Source organism: Polaromonas sp. (assembly GCF_039930745.1).
GTDB lineage: Bacteria > Pseudomonadota > Gammaproteobacteria > Burkholderiales > Burkholderiaceae_C > Polaromonas.
The window spans coordinates 1-20145 of the sequence record NZ_JBDTTH010000080.1; the positions used below are offsets into that span (position 1 = coordinate 1).

The window sequence follows — 20145 nt, forward strand, 5'->3', positions numbered from 1 at the left end:
GACAGCTACATCGAGATCAGCAACTTCTACACCGTCACCATCTACGAAAAAGGCGCGGAAGTGGTGCGCATGATGCAGACCCTGGTGGGCCGTGATGGTTTCGCCAAAGGCATGAAGCTTTATTTCGAGCGCCACGACGGCCAGGCCGTGACCTGCGACGATTTTGCGCAGGCCATTGCGGACGCCAACCCGGCCTCCGACCTGGCGCGCCTGCTGCCGCAGTTCAAGCGCTGGTACAGCCAGGCCGGCACACCGCGCGTGCATGCCGAAGGGCTGTACGACGCTTCCGCGCGCAGCTACACCCTCACGCTGGCGCAAAGCTGCGCAGCCACGCCCGGTCAGACAGACAAGCAGCCCTTTGTCATACCGGTCGGCCTGGGCCTCTTGGGGACCAGCGGCAAAGACCTGCCCCTGCAGCTGGAAGGTGAAGCCACGCCCATGGCCGCGCCGCGCACTTTTGTGCTGACGCAAGCCAGCGAAACCCTGCGCTTTGTCAATGTTGATGTCGAACCCGTTCCTTCCATCCTGCGGGCTTTCAGCGCGCCGGTGGTGCTGGACATGGACTACAGCGACGCCCAGCTCCTGCATCTGCTGGCAAACGACAGCGACCCCTTCAACCGCTGGGAAGCCGGGCAACGACTGGCCGTGCGAAGTGCTATTAAATCAATAGCTGGTGGCGCTGATGCCGAAAGGGCTAAACCGCTAAATGATGCTTATATCTGGGCAATGCGCAGCGTTTTGCGCCATCCGGCGCTGGACGCGGCTTTCAAAGAACTGGTATTGACCCTGCCGTCGGAAACCTACATTGCCGAACAGCTCGATGTGGTGGACCCGCAGCGCATTCATGCGGTGCGCGAAGCCATGCGCCTGCAGCTTGCCACCGAACTGCAGGCCGACTGGGAAGCCGCTTTTGAGGCCAACCACGACACCGGCGCCTACACGCCCGACCCGCTGTCCTCGGGCCGCCGCGCGCTGGCCGGCATGGCGCTGACCCAGTTGTGCCTGGCGGCTGTCGCCAGCGGAGATACCGTCTGGCCCGGCAAGACCTACCAGCGTTTCAAGGACGCCGGCAACATGACCGACCGCTTCAACGCGCTGGCCGCCCTGGTGTCCAGCGGCCATTCGCTGGCCGCGCAGGCGCTGCAGCGATTTCATGCCATGTTCAAGGACGAGGCGTTGGTCATCGACAAATGGTTCAGCCTGCAGACCAGCGCGACCGACCGCGGCGGCAACATCCTGCCGGCTGTGAAACAGCTCATGAAACACGCCGACTTCAGCCTGCGCAACCCGAACCGCGCACGCAGCGTTGTCAGCACCTTCTGCCAGGGCAACCCGGCCGGGTTTCACCGCGCGGACGCGGGCGGTTATGTGTTCTGGAGTGAACGCGTGGTTGAACTCGACGCCATGAACCCGCAGGTGGCTGCTCGCCTGGCCCGCGCACTGGACCGCTGGAGCAAGCTGGCCGAACCCTACCGCAGCGCCGCCCGCGAAGCCATCGCCCGCGTTGCCGCCCGGACTGACCTGAGCAAGGACACCCATGAAGTCGTTACACGCGCATTAGCGGACTAGAGATGGCCCCCACGCTTGTCACTTCGTGTACTGCGCTGCCCCCCGAGGGGGCCGCTGCGCCTGCGGCCCGGCTAAGCCGGTTCCGCGGCCCCTGCTTGTACGGCGTGATGGCGACTGAGCCTCCCCTTTAATTTCGACGACTGGAGTTACCCATGTCCCAAAAAATTTCCCTGACCCGTTACCTCGTTGAGCAGCAGCGGATTGACGGCCACATTCCCTCGCAGCTGCGCCTGCTGCTTGAAGTGGTGGCCCGCGCCTGCAAAAGCATCAGCCAGGCCGTCAACAAGGGCGCGCTGGGCGAGAACAGCATCCTGGGCAGCGCCGGAAGCGAGAACGTGCAGGGCGAGGTTCAGAAAAAACTCGACATCATCGCCAACGAAGTGCTGATCGAGGCCAACGAATGGGGCGGCCATCTGGCCGGCATGGCGTCTGAAGAAATGGACAGCATCTATGCGGTGCCCAACCGCTACCCGCAAGGCGAATACCTGCTGCTGTTCGACCCCCTCGACGGCTCCAGCAACATCGACATCAACGTCAGCATAGGCACCATCTTCAGCGTGCTGAAAATGCCTGAAGACGACCGTGGCGTTGACGAAGCCGATTTCTTGCAAGCCGGCAGCAAACAAGTGGCGGCGGGGTATTGCATCTACGGCCCGCAGACCACGTTGGTGCTGACGGTAGGCGACGGCGTGGCCATGTTCACGCTGGACCGCGAGCAGGGCTCGTTTGTGCTGATTGAGGAAAACGTGCAGATTCCGCCCGACACGCAGGAGTTCGCCATCAACATGAGCAACATGCGGCACTGGGACGAACCCGTCAAACGCTATATCGACGAATGCCTGCAAGGCACCGACGGCCCGCGTGGCAAGAACTTCAACATGCGCTGGATCGCAGCCATGGTGGCCGACGTGCACCGCATTTTGTGCCGCGGCGGCATCTTCATGTACCCCTGGGACAAGCGCGAGCCAGAGAAAGCCGGCAAGCTGCGCCTGATGTACGAAGCCAACCCCATGAGCTGGCTGATCGAGCAGGCAGGCGGCGCCGCCACCAACGGGCATCAGCGCATCCTGGACATCCAGCCTACCAAGCTGCACGAGCGCGTGAGTGTGATTCTGGGTTCGAAAAACGAGGTCGAGCGGCTCACCCGCTACCACGACGGAAAACCCGCCAAGCCATAGTTACCGCCTGTATTTCAGGCGTCTCGTCATGCCGTCGCGCCGTTGTGCCTAACCTTCATGGCAAAGTCGGTCTGGTCGTCCCAGTTGACGAGGGGCGGTTAAGCGCGGTGGGCTTTGAACTCGCCGCTGCCGCCATGCACCTGGGGCAGCATCTCGGCTACTCGGCGCATGTTGGACTCGATCTCGTCCAGCAACCCCGGTATTAATTAAGACATTTATGCCCGAACAATATGTTTTGTCGGGCATAAATAGCGGTTTTTTTGATTTTGAACCGCGGCGGATGCTAAACTCACCCATATTTGGTTTTTTAACGAACTAAAGCGCCTAAATATGTCCGAAATAAAAACTCCACTGCCCCGCGACGTCACCGAACGGGTTCGTCGGCTCGGAGCAAACGTCCGCGTCGCACGCCAGCGCCGCCGTATGAGCCAGGAAGATTTGGCCAGCAAAGCGGGCGTCAACGACAAGACCCTGCGCCGCCTTGAAAAGGGCGATGAGGGGGTATCGCTGGGCAACGCCTTGAGCGTGCTCTGGACGCTTGGTTTGCTCCAAACAACTTCCGGCATTGCTGATCCAGACACCGACGAGCACGGCAAAACGCTTGAACTCGCCCGCCTCCCCAAGCGCACGCGGGCGCCTGCGCCGAGTGACGACTTTTAAAGAGCGCCAGCATGCCGGCCGCTGACCAGTCCTGCTACGTCTTCATCCAGCTGCCTGGGATTTTCGAGTGGGTGATCTGCGGCTCCCTGCGCGTGCGCGAAGTCGGCCACAACAGCTATGTGGGCACTTTCCAGTATGGTCGCTCGTACCGGGACCGCAAGAATGCGGTCGCGCTCGATCAGTTCCACCTGCCGCTGTCCGCGCGCCCCCAGGAGTTCACCAAGCTCAAAGGCATCCCGGGGGCGCTACGCGACGCCAGCCCCGACGCGTGGGGGCGGCGCGTGATCCAGGCCAAGCTCAGTTTGCCGGAGGCGAACGTCTCCGAGATCGACTACCTGCTCAACGGCCCCGATGACGCCGCCGGCAACCTGCGCTTCGCTCCCACCACCACGCTTGCGAAGGCGTCACGCCCCTTCAACCGGATCCACCAGCTGCAAGCTTTGGTCCAGGCCGCCCAGAAACTGGAGGAGGAAGGCAAGCTGCCGCACGAGGTGCTGGAGCAACTGGAGCCCGGCACCAGCATGGGCGGTGCCCGGCCAAAGGTCACGGTGGAAGACGGCCAAAGGATCTGGCTGGCCAAACTGCCGGAGAAGGGCGACAAGCTGAACATGCAGCGGATCGAATACGCCACACTGGAACTAGCGCGCGCCGCGGGTCTGGATGTGTGCGGCACCCGGGTAGAGGAGGTAGGCGATCGCGAAGCCCTGATGCTGGAGCGCTTCGACCGCAAGTGGAATCCCGATGCCAACGCCTATGCGCGGTTCGGGCTGGTCTCGGGCCTCACGGTACTTGATGCCGAGGACGGATACTCCGGCCGTGATCGCTGGTCGTACCTGCTGCTTGCCGACGAACTGCGGCGCTGGTCCAGCCGGCCAGACCAGGACCGCCTGGAGCTGTTCCGCCGCATGGTGTTCAACGCCATGGTCACGAACACCGACGACCACCCGCGCAACCACGCGCTGCTGCAGCACGATGGCAGTTGGCGCCTCTCGCCAGCCTACGACATCGTCCCGGTCCCCCTCATCTCGCTGGAGCGCCGTGACCTGGCCCTGGAAATCGGCGAGTTCGGCCGCGCTGCGAGTCTCTACAACCTGCTGTCACGTCCCGAGGTGTTCGGCCTGTCGCGGCAGCAGGCCCAGGCAGAGGTGGACCGCATGCGCCAGGTGGTCTCGACCTGGCGCGCGCTGTTCCAGAAGCACGGTGTCTCAGGTGCGGACATCGAGGCCATCAGCCCTGCATTTCTGCCGGAAGCAGTCTGAGGCAGCGCAGGTGGCCGCAAAGGGCAACAAGAGGGCTACGGCCGACGCAACACCAACGGCTTGCGGTAAACCACATTGCGCCCGGCGACCCTGAAACCGCAATCCTCGTACACGCGCGTGGCGCTGGCCATTGACGAACTGCCGCACGAGGAAGCGTACGAAGCCCTGGCCGGCTTCCTGATGGTCATGCTGCGCCGCGTGTCCCGCCGCACCGACAGCGTCACCTGGGCCGGCTACAAGTTTAAAGTGATGGACGTGCCAGCCGCGTCGCTCACCCGGTGCGTGCGGAAGCAAACTGACTGGATTGCCTGGTGATGGTACGGTCGGCGTATGCATCCCCCCACCGCACTTCTCATCAGCACGCCCACCCCCTCATCCAGGCGGCAACTGCTTCTGGCGGCTGCTTGCGCCAGTGCAGCGCCTGCGTTGACCGCGTGTTCGTCGGGCGACTCCGAACAACAAGCTGCGCGCGCCTTGAGGACGCCGGTGTTGCCTTCGTCTGAAACCGCGAATGCCCGGATGCACGAACTGGTGCGCCAGGCCACTCTGGCCCCTTCGAGCCACAACACGCAGTGCTGGCGCTTCAAGCTCGCACCGCGGTCGATCACCATGGCGCCGGATCTCACGCGCCGCTGCCCTGTCGTCGATCCCGATGACCATCATGTTTTCGTGTCGCTGGGTTGCGCGGCGGAAAACATGGTGCATGCGGCTCTTGCCGCAGGACTCCATGCCGAACCGCGCTTCGATCCCGATGGCGACGGGAAGATTGCGGTAAATCTGGAGGCGACACAGCCGCGGATCACGCCGTTGTTTCACGCCATCGCCGAGCGGCAATGCACCCGCGGTGACTACGATGGCCAGCCGATTTCACCGGCTGAGCTGCGCCAGCTGGAGCAGGCGGGCACGGGAGACGGCGTCAGCCTGCGGCTGCTGACCGCGCGCCCAGCCGTGGAAGGCGTACTGGAGCACGTTGTCGCGGGCAACACGTCGCAGATGAACGACGCAGCGTTCGTCTCGGAACTCAAGGCATGGATCCGGTTCAGCGCCGACGAGGCGCAGCGCACCGGCGACGGCCTGTTTACGGGCGCTTCGGGCAACCCTGCGCTGCCCCGGTGGCTTGGCACCCGGGTGATGGGCCTGTTCTTCACACCGGAATCCGAAAACGAAAAATACGCGCGGCAGATCCGCAATTCGGCCGGGATCGCGGTGTTTGTCTCCGAGCGCAGTGACAAGGCACATTGGATCGAGGCTGGCCGCTGCTACGAACGCTTCGCACTGCAGGCCACGGCTTTGGGCATCCGCAATGCGTTCCTGAACCAGCCGGTCGAGGTCGGCGCGGTCCGGCCACAGTTCGCGGCCTGGTTGGGCCTCGCAAGCCACCAACGGCCCGATCTGGTGGTGCGCTTTGGACGCGGCCCCGCCTTGCCGCTGTCGATGCGGCGGCCCGTGCAGGCGGTTCTGGTCTGAATGCGCGAAGTTCAAACCCATGGAGGAATGCCATGAACTGGATGGGATGGACTGCAGCAGGCATGGGCCTGCTGGTGGCCGCGGGCGTGGGCCTGGCCGCTTTCGGCAGTTCCCGATGGGCCAGCGCGACACAGGTGCAAATGGCGCTGCTCGAAGCCGCCAGGCTGCCAGCGCCTGCGGGCCGCTATGACGCACGCGAAATCGCCGGTCTGCCCGCGCCGGTCCAACGCTACTTCCGCGCTGCGCTGAAGGACGGGCAGCCGCTCATCGCCGCCGCGACGTTCGGGCTCGCCGGCACGATCAACATGTCGGACAGCGGCGGTGAGCGGTGGATGCCCTTCACATCGACGCAGCGCGCTGTCACCCACCGCCCGGGCTTCCTCTGGAACGGCCGGGTGACCATGCTGCCGGGTATTGCCGCGCATGTGCACGACAGCTACATTGCCGGCGTGGGCAGGCTCCATGCGGCGATGCTGGGTCTGTTCACGGTGGCGCAGGTGCAGGGCGACGGCGAGATTGCCCGCGGCGAACTGATGCGCTACTTCGCCGAGATGGCGTGGTACCCGACCGCCCTGCTGCCCAGCGCGGGCGTGCGCTGGGAGGCCGTGGACGATCATTCGGCCCATGCCACGCTGGTGGACGGCCCGATCGGCCTGACCTTGCTGTTCAGGTTCGATGAGGCCGGGCTGATCGCGTCAGTGCATGCCGATGCGCGTGGCTCCGGGGTGGGCAAGGACATGGTCATGCTCCCCTGGGACTGCAGCGTCTCGGACTACCATCTGCACCACGGCATGATGGTGCCAACCCGTGGCACGGCCAGCAAAGGAGGAATGCCCTATTTCGTGGGGGACCTCACGTCACTGGTCTACGAGTTCAACGCCCAAGGAGAATGACATGCCGTCAAGCGTCGCAAGGGGTCGGTTGTGCGCCTTCGGCTTTCGGCCATGAGTTGAAACTGGCATTGCGATGCTCAGCGTCAAACCATGCGCGGACGTAGCCGAAGAATCGCATCGCAACAGCCTTGCACCCCACGGCTCGCCGCCGTTTGACGGGCAACGACAGCACATCGCTCTCGAATCTGGTCGTCGGAGGTCAGTGCAATCAGCGCTCGCGCCGCGCTTTGGGGTCCATAGCGCCGCGGCATCAGTTGTTTTGCCACGCCGAGTTTGACAGCACGCAATGCATTGTCGAATTGATCGAACCCCATCGGCCGGATCAATTGGGGAATTCCTGCGAGCAGTGCCTGGCTGGTCGTCCCGATCCCACCATGATGAACGATTGCTGCGACTTGAGGCAATAGTGCTTGGAAGGGAATGTAGGAGAAATGGGCGACTTCTTCGGACATTGTTTCTGGGACTTGCCGGACGTCTTGGGCCAGCAAGATGGCGCGGTGACCAGAGATCCGACAGGCCTCTGCAGATGCTGAGAAGAATGCGTGTGAAGATGCATTCGCTGTTCCGGCCGTGAACAGGATGGGCGCGGCCCCTGCGGCCATGAATGCAGTCACTTCGCTAGACAGCGGCGCCTCTTGGCCATGGTCGTACAAGGGAAACCCGTGAAGCTCAAGCTGCTTCGGCCAATCGGGCTGTCGAGGCGCGAACCAATCCGGGAACAGGCCCAGAACGAGATCGGTTTGATGAAGCCAGGCGTCGAACGTGTGCTCTACGGGAGCAAGGCCCAAGCCGACACGGACGCGGTTAAATGGAATCGTGAAGAGCGGATCGAGAAATCGCCTGTCCATAGCTTTGAAAGCCCAGCGCTTCACGAAGCGTGGAGCCCTCGCGAGGTGTCCCAATGGGCCGATACTCGGCGCGACATGTTCAGAGCGAAACCAGGAAGGCGCCAGATGGACGACAGTGCAGGGCGCTTGATGCGTTTCGCTCAAAAGTCGCGCAGACCATGCGAGTGAGGACGCCACGACAACCGTGTTGCCAGGATCGAATTCGCGACAAAGCAACGGATAACTTTGCTCGACACTACGCATCATGGCTTTGGCCAGCAACGCCATCCCTCTCATAGGATCCGTGCTGTCGGGGTTGCCAAGGTGCGCCGACATGTCAGAGGAGGAGCCCGTGGCGGTGAATTCAAGATCAGCCTCCTTCGCCAGATGTTCAAACGCGGCGTTGGCAAATACTCGAGGTGCATGGCCCCGGCGACGGAACTCCCGACCGAGGGCGATGAAGGGAAGAACATCGCCATGACTTCCGACGGCGCAAATTTGAATATTCATATTGGACTCAGTTATGTTTACATCGTAAACTTTTGGAACTCTAGCTAAGAATGTTTACTGTGTCAACATCGAATCGGTCCACTTACCACCATGGCGACCTGAAGGCCGCCTTGCTGCTTGCGGCGAATGCGTTGCTCGAAGAAGGCGGCGAGGCAGCCATAAGTGTTCGCGAAGTGGCGCGACGAGCGGGCGTCTCACCCACAGCGACGTATCGTCACTTTGAGGACCGGAGCGCGATGCTGGCCGCTTTGGCAACCCAAGGCTTTGAATCGTTTGCAGAGGACATGAAGAAGGCATCCGCCCAGTCTCCCGAGCCATTCGCGGAAATGGGTGTGGCCTACGTTCGCTTTGCAGTGGACCACCCGGGGATGTTCCGGCTGATGTTCGGGCCATCTGTGGCGGACCGGAGTCGGAGTCCGGATCTTGTGGCCGCCATCGCGAAATCCACCAGGGTTTTTAATCAGGGTATGGAGGCGTGCAAAGGCGTCATAAGCGACAGCAGACTCACCGCGCTGCGCTCTTGGGCGCTCGTGCATGGTCTGTCGATGTTGGTTCTGGATGGGATGCTGCCCGGGTTCGACGCGGAAACCTTGGCTCGTGCGGTCACAAAAAGCGCAAAGCCCAATCCGGGCGGTGGCAGCTCTTGATCCTCCCGGAACGCTGTTTATCGGGGATGGTACGCTCGCTCTGCAGGTGCCTACCCGATAACCAAGGCCCAAAGGGCCGCCAAACTTCAGCTATACCCTATCGCGCAAAAAACGCGCCCGCCAGCTTCACCCAATAACTCGATCCAATCGGCAGCAGTGCGTCGTTGAAGTCGTAGTTGGGGTTGTGCAGCTCGCAGGGGCCCATGCCGATGTACTTCTCGTCGCGGTGCGCGCCTTCGCCATTGCCCATGAAAAGGTAGCAGCCGGGCACTTTCTCCAGATAAAAAGAGAAGTCTTCAGCGCCGCCGTGCTGGGGCGTGTTGCCGTCAACATGGTCAGCGCCAAACGCGTCTTGCGCCACCTTCATGGCAAAGTCGGTCTGCTCGTCCCAGTTGACGAGTGGCGGGTAGGCGCGGTGGAACTTGAGCTCGCCGGTGCCACCATGCACCTGGGGCAGCATCTCGGCCACGCGGCGCATGTTGGACTCGATTTCATCCAGCACCTGGGTGCTGAAAGTGCGCACGGTGCCGCGGATCACGGTCTCGCCGGGCAACACGTTGTAGGCGTCGCCGGCATGAATCTGCGTGATGCTGAGCACGGCAATATCGATAGGGTTCTTGTGGCGCGAGATCAGCGTCTGCAGCACGCCCACCATTTCGGCCGCGATGACGATGGTGTCCACCGACTTGTGCGGCTGCGCGGCGTGGCCACCGGTACCGCGCACAAAAATGTCAAAACGATTGCTCGACGCCATGGTGGGCCCCTTGCGAAAACCGAAGTGGCCGACGTCAAAGCCCGGCATGTTGTGGATGCCGTAAATCTCGTCGCAAGGAAACTTGTCAAACAGGCCATCGGCCATCATGGCCTTGGCGCCGGCGTTACCACCCTCCTCCGCCGGCTGGAAGATGAAGTTGACGATGCCGTCAAAGTCACGGTGCGCGGCCAGGTACTTGGCGGCGCCCAGCAGCATGGCGGTATGGCCGTCGTGGCCGCAGCCGTGCATGCGGCCAGGATTTTTGGAGGCATGGGCAAAACGGTTGTGCTCGGGCATGGGCAGCGCGTCCATGTCGGCGCGCAGGCCGATGGATCGCGGCTTGCTGCCGGCTTTGGTCTGGCTGCCCTTCAGCACGCCCACCACACCGGTCTGGCCCAGACCGCGGTGCACCTCAATGCCCCACGAAGCGAGCCGCTCGGCCACGACGTCGGACGTGCGGTTTTCCTGAAAGGCCAGCTCGGGGTGGGCATGGATGTCGCGGCGCAGCGCGGTGAATTCGTCGTGCGTGGCTTCGATTTCAGCAATCAGGCTCATGGCGGGGTTCTCTGGTTCAGGAAGAAGTTTGGGCTTGGACGTAAGCCGCAATTTCAGCAGAAATGCCGGCCAGTGCGCTTTGCAGGGTGACAAAGTCCACGCTACGGGCTCGGGTCTTCTCGTCCATGTAAAGGCCGCGATGCAGTTCGATCTGCAGGCTGTGGCGGCGCTCGGCCGGCCGGCCCAGCCGGGCGATCAGCGCTACGCCCTTGAACGGGTCGTTGATGGCGACGCTGAAACCGCGCTGGCGAAACGCATGGGCCACCATGGCGGTGAATTCGGGCGCGGCGGTGGTGCCGTCGCGGTCGCCCAGCACCACATCGGCCAGCGGGTGGTCACTCTTGATCTGCAGGCTCTCGTATGAATTTGCGGGCATGGAATGCAGGTTGAGGTGCCAGACAGCGCCAAAACACGCGTAGGCCGCTTCGATCTGGGCCTGCATGGCCGCGTGGTACGGCGCGTGGTAGCGGCTGATGCGGTTTTGCACCTCGGCCACGCTGAGCTTGCGCTTGTAGATGGGGTCTTGCCCGCCCTTGCTGGCGTCGCGCCAGATCAAGCCGATGCCCAGGCGGGTTTTTTCGCTGGGGGCCAGCGGGGTGGGCCAGGGCGCGTCGAGCAGGCTTGCGTCCAGGTCTTCGACGTCGCGGTTGGGGTCCACATAGGCGCGCGGAAAGTTGGCGGCCAGCAGCGTGGCGCCGACGGACGGCAGCGCCTCCCACAACACGTGCACGTCGGTGTCTTCACCCTTGCGCAATATTTCAAACGGCAGGGCGTAGCCGAAGTCGTCGGGGTACAGCGTGCCGCTGTGCGGTGAATCGCAGATCAGCGGCACGGCGCCGGCCTCGGGCAGGCGCAGGGTGTAGGGGTCAAAAGGGGTGGATACGCTGGATAGAACAGGATGGGTCATGAGGTCAGGCTGGGCGCGGCCGGCGCCGCGTCGTTGAGATGGCAGGCACTGAGGTGGCCGGTGGCCAGGGTGCGCAGCGGGGGCAGTTCGATCTGGCAGCGCGGCATGGCGTGCGGACAGCGCGGGTGAAAGGCGCAGCCCGTGGGCGGCCGCAGCGGTGAGGGCAACTCGCCCTTGATGGGCTGGTAGTCGCGCCGCTGGGTGTCCAGCGTGGGCAACTCCGACAGCAGGGCTTGCGTGTAGGGATGATTGGGCCGGCTGAAGATCACTTCGGTGGGCGCCACCTCGACCACACGCCCCAGATACATGATGACCACGCGGTCCGACACATGGCCCACCACGCCCAGGTTGTGGCTGATGAACAAATAGGTCAGCTCAAAACTGCGGCGCAACTCCAGAAACAGGTTGAGCACCTGGGCCTGGATGGACACGTCCAGCGCGGCCACGGCTTCGTCGCACACGATGAGCTGCGGCTTGAGCGCCAGCGCGCGCGCAATGCCGATGCGCTGGCGCTGGCCGCCCGAGAACTGGTGCGGGTAGCGTTGGCCATAGTCGGGGTCCAACCCCACCTGCCGCATCAGGCCGGCCACGTAGTCGGCCATGCCGGACGCAGGCACCAGGCCGTGCACCACAGGCGCCTCGCCAATGATGTCGAGCACCCGCATGCGCGGATTGAGCGAGGCCATGGGGTTCTGGAAAATCATCTGCACGCCCAGACCGTAGGCGCGGCGCTCGGTGGCGCTCATGTCGGCCAGCTTCTTACCTTTGTAGCTCACCTCACCGGCCGTAGGCGGGTTGATGCCCGCCACCACGCGGCCCAGCGTTGACTTGCCGCAGCCCGACTCGCCCACCACACCAATCACTTCGCCGGCGTGGATGTCCAGGTCCACCTCTGACACGGCCTGCACCACGGCGGGGGTATTGCGGGCGCCGAGCAGGTTGGCGATCTTGCCCGCCAGATCAACCGGCTGGACAAAACGTTTGCTGATGCCGCGCAGTTGCAGCAGTGGCAACAGCGGCGCGCTGGCTGAAGAAGTGGGGTTTACGGAGGCGTCCATACGGGTCATTCAGGCGGCGTTGAAAACGTTCAAGCGAGTGCGTGCCAGCAGCGCACAGCTTTGTGGTGCGCGGCCTCGCTGGGCTGCGGCACGGTCAGGCACTGGTCGGTTGCGTAGCTGCAGCGCGGCCTGAAGGCACAGCCCTGCGGCAAATGCAGCAGCGAGGGCGTCATTCCCGGAATCTGCCGCAGCAGGCTGCCATGCGTCGCGCGTGTGGGGATGGAGTTGATCAGCCCCTGCGTGTAAGGGTGCGAGGGCTGGTGCACCACGTCTGCGGTGGCGCCGCTCTCTACAATGCGGCCGGCGTACATGACGGCGATGCGGTCGGCCAGGCCGGACACCACGGCCAGATCGTGGGTGATCCAGATCATGGCGGTGCCGGTTTCGCGGCAGAGCTTTTGCACCTCGTACAGAATCTGCGCCTGGATGGTGACGTCGAGCGCGGTGGTGGGCTCATCGGCAATGATGAGCTTGGGCTGGTTCAGCAGCGCAATCGCAATGGCCACGCGCTGGCGCATGCCACCCGACAGCTGGTGCGGGTAGGACAACAGGCGTTCGGCGGGCGACGGAATGCCCACCATGGCCAGGGCATCCTGAGCGCGCGCGCGGGCGGCGGCAGGGCTGACTTTTTCGTGCGCGTGAATGGCCTCGACCATCTGCGTGTCCACCCGCAACACTGGGTTGAGCGTCATCATCGGGTCCTGGAAGATCATGGCGATCTCCTTACCGCGCAGCTGCTGCAGCCGCTTCTCGGAGGCGCCCACCAGCTCTTCCCCGAGGTAGCGGATGCTCCCGCCCGCGATGCGCCCCGGCGGGTCAATCAGGCCAATGATGGAAAAACCGGTGATGCTTTTACCCGAGCCGGACTCGCCGACCAGCCCGAGGATTTCACCGGCGTTGACCTGCAGATCAACGCCGTCCACGGCCTTGACCACGCCGCCGTGCGTGAAGAAATGGGTTTGCAGGCCACTGATCTGCAAGACCGGTGTGTTGCGTGAGTCGTCCATGGTTAGCTGCGCGCTCAATGTGCGTTATGCGGGTTGAGGATGTCGCGCAGGTGGTCGCCCACCAGATTGATGCCAACAATGGCCAGGGCCAGTGCGATGCCGGGGAAGAACGAAATCCAGTAGTGGCCGCTGAGCATGAACTCAAAGCCATTGGCAATCAGCATGCCCAGCGAGGGCTCGGTCACCGGCACGCCCACGCCCAGAAACGACAGCGTGGATTCCAGCGCAATGGCGTGGGCCAGGTCGATGGTGGCGATCACGATCAGCGGCGGCAGGCAGTTGGGCAGCATGTGGCGCAGCAGGATGCGCGTAGAGCCCAGCGCCATGCATTGCGCGGCCTCCACGTACTCCTTGGCGCGCTCCACCAGTGCCGCGCCGCGCGCAGCGCGCGCAAAGTAGGCCCACTGCACGATGACCAGCGCGAGGATGACCTTGTCCACCCCCTTGCCCAGGATGGCCAGCAAGATCAGCGCCACCAGGATGGACGGGAAAGAGAGCTGGATGTCGACAATGCGCATCAGCAGGGCATCGACCCAGCCGCCAAAATACGCGGCCGCCAGCCCCACGATGCTGCCGATGACCAGCGCTGCAGCCACCGAGATGCCGCCCACCATCAGACTAGTGCGCAGGCCGTAAAAAATGGCCGAGAGCAGGTCGCGCGCCTGGCTGTCGGTGCCCAGCCAGTAGGTCATGGTGCCGGCGGCGTCCTTGCTGCCGGGCGGCAGCTTGGAATCAAAGATGTCGAGCTTGCCGATGTCGTACGGGTTCTGCGGCGATATCCACGGAGCAAACACGGCCACCCCGACGGCCAGCAGCAAGAGCACCAGGCCCATGACCGCGAGCTTGTCGGCGAAGAACTCGCGGCGCAGGCGTTGCCACGGCGTTTCAGGGGGCGGCAGCGGTGTGGGGTCAGCCACCACCGCGGAGTCTGTCAGGGTATTCATGCCTTGGCTGCCTGCAGGCGCACGCGCGGGTCGAGCACCGAATAAAGGATATCGGTCAGCAGGTTGAGCATGACCAGGAAGAAGACGATGAGGATCAGGTAGGCCACCACCACCGGACGGTCCAGCGTGATGATGGAATCGAGCAGCAGCTTGCCCATGCCCGGCCAGGCAAAAATGGTTTCAGTCACCACTGCAAACGCCACCACCTGGCCAAACTCCAGACCGAACACGGTGACGATGGGAATCATGATGTTCTTGAGCAGGTGCACGCGCAGGATGCGGCTCCAGCTCAGGCCTTTGGCGCGGGCAAACTTGATGTAGTCCATGGGCAGCGCCTCGCGCGTGGCGGCCCGGGTGACGCGGATGATCAGCGCCGCCTTGGCCATGGCGATGGTGCAGGCCGGCAAGATGAGCCGGCTCCATCCATCAAGCGTCAGCACGCTCAGGTCGAGTGGGCCCAGCATGACCGTCTTGCCGCGGCCACTGGCCGGCACCCACCCCAGGTACACGGCAAACACCATGATCAGCATCAGGCCCACCCAGAAGTTGGGCAGCGAAAAACCAAGCACCGAGCCGGTCATGATGCCTCGCGTGCTCAGTGCATCAGGCCGCAAGCCGGCCCAGATGCCCAGCGGCACACCCACCAGGCCGGCCAGCAGCATGGACACCACCGCCAGCTCCAGCGTGGCCGGCATGCGCTCCAGGATCAGGCCCATGGCCGACTGCCCCGTGAGGAAGCTCTTGCCAAAGTCAAACCGCACGGCGTGCGACATGAAGATGGCGTATTGCTCCAGCAAGGGTTTGTCGAGCCCGAAGTTGGCACGGATGGCGTCGCGCTCCAGTTCGGTGGCCTCGGGGCTGGCCATCATGGAGACCGGGTCGCCGACCACATAAAGACCGACGAAAACCAGGCCAGACATCACGGCCATGACCAGCAGGGCCTGAAGCAGGCGGCGAATGATGAAAGCAAGCATGAATTGAATGGCCCGCCGCCGGGGCGGCGGGCTGGAGGGTTGTGGGGTCGCCGGGGATTTATTCCTTTTCTACATCATTCGTGAACGCGAAGGCGAAGCGACGACAGTACAGACTGTGGGCCATGAGTACGGCTAGCGAAGCCGACAAAGTGCACGGATGATTTAGAAATGGAATTACTTGGCTACGGTGGCGTACTGCACCATGGTCTGCTGGTCAGCACGGCCCTTGAAGCTGATGCCCTTCTTCATGGCCCACACCGAATGCTCGAAGTGGATGGGTAGCATGGCGAAGTCGGCCATGGCGACCTCACTGGCCTTCGCCAGCGTAGCTGCGCGCTGGCCGTCGTCCATCTGGTTGGCCGACTCGGCGACCAGCTTGTCCATTTCAGGGTTGGAGTAGCGGCTGCGGTTGGTGGTGCCCTGCCCTTTTTCCTTGTTGGGGGTCACCAGCAGGGAGTTGAGCGTGTTGGACATTTCACCGGTGGCCGTGCCCCAACCCGCCATGTAGGCGCTGTAGGCATAGCTGTCGCGGTTCTTGAAGAACACGGCGGGGGCGTTGGAATCGATGCTGGTCTTGACACCCGCGCGCGTCCACATGGCGGCCAGCGTCTGCGCGACCTTGCTGTCGTTGATGTAGCGGCCGTTCGGCGAGCCCAGCACCATGGTGAAGCCATCAGGATAACCGGCTTCTTTCAGCAGCGCCTTGGCCTTGTCGGTGTTGACCTTGGCCGGCGTCACCAGGTTCTTGCTGGCGCCAAACATCGGGTAAGGCAAGAGCTGGGCGGCCGGCGTGCCCACGCCGCCCATGATGCGGGCCACCAGGGCCTGCCGGTCAATGGCCAGTGACAGGGCTTCACGCACGCGCTTGTCGAGCAGCGGGTTCTTGCCGTTGGTGCCCTCGATGCCCGGCGTCTTTTCACCATTCTGGTCGAGCGCCACGTAGATCACGCGGTTGGACGCCTTGGTTTCCACCGTCAGTTTGGGGTCTTTTTGCAGGCGCTCGAGGTCGTCGGTGGGCGGGTCTTCGACCAGGTCCACGTCGCCGGCCAGCAGGGCCGCCACGCGCGCGGCGGGGTTGCTGATGGGGCGATAAATAACCTTGTCCCACGCGGGGGCCGGACCCCAGTAGTGCGGGTTGCGCTCGAAGATAATTTCGCTGCCGCGCTTCCAGGAGACAAAACGGTAGGGGCCTGCGCCCACCAGACCGCTGCCGGAATTGAGCTCGGTGGTGGTCTTGCCTTCAGCCGCGGAGCCGGACGCCGCCTTGGCCGACATGATGGGCAGACCCACCATGTTGATCGCCAGCAGCGGGTAAGGCTCGGACGTGGTGATGCGCACCGTGAGCGGATCAAGCGCCTCCACCTTCTCGACCTTTTGCAGGTACACCTTGAATGACGAAGGGCTGTTGGGCACCTTGGCCACGCGGTCGAGCGTGAACACCACGTCGGCGGCGGTGAGCGGCGAACCATCCGAGAACTTCACGTTCGGCCGCAGTTTGAATGTCCAGCTCTTGCCACTCGCCGTCCACGACTCTGCCAGGCAGGGCTTGATGGCCAGGTCAGCATCGGCACACACCAGGCCATCGAACAGCGTTTGCGACAGCTGGATATTGGGCGTGAGCGCGTGGTATTGCGGGTCCATCGAGGTAGGCTCGGTCTTGAGCGCCACAACGAGGTCGCGCGCATAGGCCCCGGTCGACAATGCGGTGATGGCGGCCATCGCGGCGGTCATCACTCCGCGGCGCAGGGTCGGTCGGTCAGCGATGTTGACTGGCATTTGAAATTCTCCTGAAGGATTTCTGAATGGATTAAGGAAAGGTTGGCTGCGTGAGCTAGATTAGCAAGAAACAAGCCCGCCTCATCTGAGTGGTGTAACAGCATAGCCAACAGCGCCCGTGGTGATAACCGGGAATAACCCGCTGATGAATGCTCAGGCCTTGCGCAGGACTTCGGGCAATCAAAGGGGTGCATGATGCCGGCCAGGTGACGGCATGCATGAGCTTCTAAATTCTGGGCATGAAGGGCGCCATGCTGGAAGCCAGAAGTCCAGGTACATGCCGCCAAGGGGCCTGTGCAATACACATGCTGTATGCATGTTGACTCGCTGCCAGATTTGCCGCGCCAGTTTGCTGGGCGACTCACCCGCGATCACGCCCAGTAAATTCTGCCCGGCTATAATCGCAGGCTGTATTTAAAGGATAAGCCGGTGTAGCTCAGTCGGTAGAGCAGCTCATTCGTAATGAGAAGGTCGGGTGTTCGATTCATCTCTCCGGCACCACAACTTCCTTAGAAATCAAGGAGTTAGATTTGGAAAGGCCATCCTTGTGATGGCCTTTTTCTTTTGTATGTCACGGCGTCAGAGCGGCGTCTGTGAATAGGTCTGATGCGGACTCAGCATCAACTACCATGTCAGCGATCTGCTAGAGCCTGAAGGTCATTCGAAAGGTCGCGCATGCCAAAGAAGCCCAAATCGCCATGCACCATTCCTGAAACGCCATCGATTGATGCGATGAAACACGTCGCATTTCAAGAAGCTGACCACGAACGGGATGACATCGTCGAATACGTAGAGTGGCAATCGAACAAATCGAAGGACAGCGCGGTTGAAGTTACCTATCTCGAACGGGTGAAGTCCGAGACAGTGTTCGGTACAGAGCACGTGGCCTGGGACGTGCACACAAATGAGCCAAGACGATGGTGGGTCATAACCGGTCCCACAAACCTGTACTCACAGGAGCTTTTCCCTTCGCTGGACTACACATTTTCTCTTCATGTTGGCCTCATGGCCCGCGTAGCATCACGCAGTTCAAAACGTGCACCATCTCGTGAAGCGCAGCGCTTGCGAGCAGCGTGGCGCAGGTGGGAAACTGCGATGGAAGCGCTCGACGGTGCGACCGAGGCCGAAGATTTTCAGGCAGTGGGAATGCGTTGTCGCGAGACTCTTGTCGCGCTCGTAAAGTCGCTTCAAAAACCCATAGGTACACCTGAGGGCCAAGCGCGCCCCCAAGCATCCAATGTTCCTGATTGGTTCGATCACATCGCACGTCATCACGCCCCTGGGTCTCGAAACGAACGTGTTCGAAGCTACCTCAGGACGACCGCCCAGGAGACGTGGCAGCTTCTGAACTGGCTCACGCACACATCGAGCGCCGGACTTCAAGATGCTCAGCTTGGACTGGATGCGACATCACACTTACTAACTATGACTACTCGGGTCGTCGTGAGAAACGAGGCAGAACCGCCAGCGACTTGTCCAACCTGTGGCTCGTATCGCATTGCAGCAATTTTTGATCCCGAAATCCCTCGCGATCCCTCATACGTCTCGCTGTGTCAGTCTTGCGGATGGAACGACCTTGATGAGGATGCAGCATCACCAGAGCCATCGCCGACATAACCTACGTCTGCGCTGCGGCGCGCCTTTCTCCCGACCTGGGGAAGGTCTGAACAGGTCCGCCGAGCATTCCCTCGAACCACGGCAACCGCGCCGTGAAGGTGTCAATCTCGCCGCTGTTCATGGCCATACTGTGCGGACAAGGGTGATGCAAGCCGCGTGCCACTGGCACTCTTGCATACCGCGTAGTCTGCCAGGTCGCCCCAATGAGCAGCATCAAAGTAGCCGCGTCTGTACGCTTGCCTCTGCCGGTCTTGCTTGGTTCGATGAAGTGCGGGTGCTTGCCGCCGGACGCGCTGCGGCTCGGCGCATTCACGCCTGCGTCCGCACCCAACTTTTCAAAACGTCGTTGATACGCGTTTGCCAGCCATCGCCCGATGCCTTGAATTTCTCCACCACCTCCACGTCAAGACGCAGGGTGACCTGCGTCTTGCTGCCACTGCCCAGCGGACGGTCACGACGCACCAGTGGTTTGACTTGCACCCATTCGGCATCGGTGAAAGGAACGGCGTCGGGGTCTGCCAAGGCAGCGGCAGTGATGGCGGCGTCCTCGGCAGAGGTGGGGAGGATGGTTCCGGTTTTAAGTTTTGGCATAAGGTTTCACTTCGTGAGTACTGGCTTTTCTCAAGTAGATGATGCGGGAATGATTGGCATTCAGTAGTCTAAAAACTACACTCTAACCTGATGATCGAGTTAAAACAAACCGAGACATTCCGGAAGTGGCGGACACAGCTCAAGGACGAACGGGCGCGTGCCTTGATCGCGTCCCGCCTGGACCGTCTCGCCTTTGGACTTGCGGGCGATGCGGAACCGGTGGGCCAGGGAATCAGCGAACTGCGTATCCACCATGGCCCTGTACCGCATCTACTTTCGAAAAAGGGGAAACGCGATCATTGTCCTGCTGTGCGGCGGCGATAAAAGCACGCAAGCGAAGGACATCAAGACTGCAAAACGCCTGGCTGAAGAATGGAGTGAATGAAATGGCTGAAAAACTGACTACCTACGATCCCGCCGAAGACCTGACTTCTGACGAAGCGATTGCGAGCTTCATGGCGGAAGCGTTCCAGACGAACGACGCAGGCTATATCGCGCATGCACTGGGGGTTGTTGCACGTGCCAAAGGCATGGCGCAAATTGCTGGGGAAACCGGGCTTTCCCGCGAACAGCTTTACCGCTCGTTCAGTGAGAACGGTAACCCCACCCTGAAAACGACTTTGGCAGTCATGAAGGCGCTGGGCATCGAGCTGACCGCCAAAGTTTCGGCTACCGCATAAACCGTCCTCGCCAGATCAGTTCAAACCGAATTTATATGAAAATCGTGCTCCAGCCCAATCAGCGCGGGCGCAAGCAGCTATCAACAAAGTAGCAAATCACCCGCCACAGGCGCAAGTTGCAACCTCGGGCATCACCGCGCCCGACGAATCGCCGCGTTGTCGTGGACGATGTATCTGCCTCGTACTGGCGGACCCCACGAACGCCACCCAAAGCGAAATGAATCGCCCCGTATTTTGAGGAGGCTCAAATCTCTGAGAGGATTGAGCCATGA

Annotated in this window: 18 protein-coding genes, 1 tRNA gene and 2 pseudogenes; 12 read left to right on the forward strand and 9 right to left on the reverse strand. The window is 62.2% G+C overall.

What is annotated here, in order from left to right; translation table 11 throughout:
- The 7 genes and pseudogenes from ABI660_RS18595 to ABI660_RS18625 all read left to right on the forward strand — a co-directional run.
- Positions 1–1569: DUF3458 domain-containing protein (locus ABI660_RS18595; protein WP_348070861.1), on the forward strand; the 1569-nt coding region annotated here is incomplete at its 5' end.
- A gap of 152 nt (positions 1570–1721) precedes the next feature.
- Entirely contained in the window at positions 1722–2747 is a 1026-nt protein-coding gene (locus tag ABI660_RS18600) for a class 1 fructose-bisphosphatase (protein ID WP_348070863.1), read from the forward strand.
- A gap of 330 nt (positions 2748–3077) precedes the next feature.
- Positions 3078–3407: a helix-turn-helix domain-containing protein gene (locus tag ABI660_RS18605; protein WP_348070865.1), complete on the forward strand. Its 330-nt coding sequence runs from the start codon at positions 3078–3080 to the stop codon at positions 3405–3407.
- 11 nt (positions 3408–3418) lie between these two features.
- Positions 3419–4666 (forward strand): HipA domain-containing protein, encoded by a 1248-nt coding sequence (locus ABI660_RS18610; RefSeq protein WP_348070867.1) that lies wholly within the window; start codon positions 3419–3421, stop codon positions 4664–4666.
- 114 nt (positions 4667–4780) lie between these two features.
- Positions 4781–4981, forward strand: a pseudogene (locus ABI660_RS18615) (transporter associated domain-containing protein); the annotation flags it as partial.
- Between the two features lie 15 nt (positions 4982–4996).
- Positions 4997–6133: a Tat pathway signal protein gene (locus ABI660_RS18620; protein WP_348070869.1), complete on the forward strand. Its 1137-nt coding sequence runs from the start codon at positions 4997–4999 to the stop codon at positions 6131–6133.
- 32 nt (positions 6134–6165) lie between these two features.
- On the forward strand, positions 6166–7026 hold the full coding sequence (locus tag ABI660_RS18625) for a DUF6544 family protein (RefSeq protein ID WP_348070871.1): 861 nt from the start codon (positions 6166–6168) through the stop codon (positions 7024–7026).
- A gap of 83 nt (positions 7027–7109) precedes the next feature.
- Here ABI660_RS18625 and ABI660_RS18630 read toward each other — a convergent pair whose 3' ends face one another.
- Entirely contained in the window at positions 7110–8363 is a 1254-nt protein-coding gene (locus tag ABI660_RS18630; RefSeq protein WP_348070873.1) for a nucleotide disphospho-sugar-binding domain-containing protein, read from the reverse strand.
- Positions 8364–8413: 50 nt separating this feature from the next.
- Here ABI660_RS18630 and ABI660_RS18635 point away from each other — a divergent pair, with 50 nt between their 5' ends.
- Positions 8414–9010 (forward strand): TetR/AcrR family transcriptional regulator, encoded by a 597-nt coding sequence (locus ABI660_RS18635; RefSeq protein ID WP_348070875.1) that lies wholly within the window; start codon positions 8414–8416, stop codon positions 9008–9010.
- A 97-nt stretch (positions 9011–9107) separates the two neighbouring features.
- Here the strand turns inward: ABI660_RS18635 and ABI660_RS18640 are convergent, their stop codons facing one another.
- The 7 genes from ABI660_RS18640 to ABI660_RS18670 all read right to left on the reverse strand — a co-directional run bounded on the left by ABI660_RS18640 (position 9108) and on the right by ABI660_RS18670 (position 16940).
- Positions 9108–10319 (reverse strand): M20 aminoacylase family protein, encoded by a 1212-nt coding sequence (locus ABI660_RS18640; RefSeq protein ID WP_348070877.1) that lies wholly within the window; start codon positions 10317–10319, stop codon positions 9108–9110.
- Positions 10320–10335: 16 nt separating this feature from the next.
- Entirely contained in the window at positions 10336–11226 is an 891-nt protein-coding gene (locus ABI660_RS18645; RefSeq protein WP_348070879.1) for an N-formylglutamate amidohydrolase, read from the reverse strand.
- Entirely contained in the window at positions 11223–12284 is a 1062-nt protein-coding gene (locus ABI660_RS18650) for an oligopeptide/dipeptide ABC transporter ATP-binding protein (protein ID WP_348070881.1), read from the reverse strand. Before ABI660_RS18650 ends, ABI660_RS18645 begins: the two co-directional genes overlap by 4 nt.
- A 29-nt stretch (positions 12285–12313) precedes the next feature.
- Complete coding sequence (locus ABI660_RS18655) at positions 12314–13291, reverse strand: ABC transporter ATP-binding protein (RefSeq protein ID WP_348070883.1); 978 nt, start codon at positions 13289–13291, stop codon at positions 12314–12316.
- Positions 13292–13305: 14 nt separating this feature from the next.
- Complete coding sequence (locus tag ABI660_RS18660; RefSeq protein ID WP_348070885.1) at positions 13306–14235, reverse strand: ABC transporter permease; 930 nt, start codon at positions 14233–14235, stop codon at positions 13306–13308.
- Entirely contained in the window at positions 14232–15209 is a 978-nt protein-coding gene (locus tag ABI660_RS18665) for an ABC transporter permease (RefSeq protein WP_348070887.1), read from the reverse strand. The genes ABI660_RS18660 and ABI660_RS18665 overlap by 4 nt, the downstream gene beginning before the upstream one ends.
- Positions 15210–15383: 174 nt before the next feature.
- Positions 15384–16940: an ABC transporter substrate-binding protein gene (locus ABI660_RS18670; protein WP_348070895.1), complete on the reverse strand. Its 1557-nt coding sequence runs from the start codon at positions 16938–16940 to the stop codon at positions 15384–15386.
- A 470-nt stretch (positions 16941–17410) separates the two neighbouring features.
- On the opposite strand from ABI660_RS18670, the gene ABI660_RS18675 reads away from it, so the two are divergent.
- Both ABI660_RS18675 and ABI660_RS18680 read left to right on the forward strand, forming a co-directional pair.
- Positions 17411–17486, forward strand: a tRNA-Thr gene (locus ABI660_RS18675).
- Positions 17487–17660: 174 nt separating this feature from the next.
- The gene (locus ABI660_RS18680) at positions 17661–18602 is read left to right on the forward strand and encodes a hypothetical protein (RefSeq protein ID WP_348070889.1); all 942 of its coding nucleotides are present in this window, start codon (positions 17661–17663) and stop codon (positions 18600–18602) included.
- A gap of 309 nt (positions 18603–18911) precedes the next feature.
- Here ABI660_RS18680 and ABI660_RS18685 read toward each other — a convergent pair whose 3' ends face one another.
- Positions 18912–19193 carry a BrnA antitoxin family protein gene (locus ABI660_RS18685; protein ID WP_348070891.1) on the reverse strand — a complete coding sequence of 94 codons (282 nt, stop codon included), beginning with the start codon at positions 19191–19193 and terminating at the stop codon, positions 18912–18914.
- Between the two features lie 90 nt (positions 19194–19283).
- Here ABI660_RS18685 and ABI660_RS18690 point away from each other — a divergent pair.
- Together ABI660_RS18690 and ABI660_RS18695 are read left to right on the forward strand one after the other, a co-directional pair.
- A pseudogene (locus tag ABI660_RS18690) lies at positions 19284–19578 on the forward strand (type II toxin-antitoxin system RelE/ParE family toxin).
- Between the two features lies 1 nt (position 19579).
- The gene (locus ABI660_RS18695; protein WP_348070893.1) at positions 19580–19873 is read left to right on the forward strand and encodes an addiction module antidote protein; all 294 of its coding nucleotides are present in this window, start codon (positions 19580–19582) and stop codon (positions 19871–19873) included.
- The last annotated feature ends 272 nt before the right edge of the window (positions 19874–20145 follow it).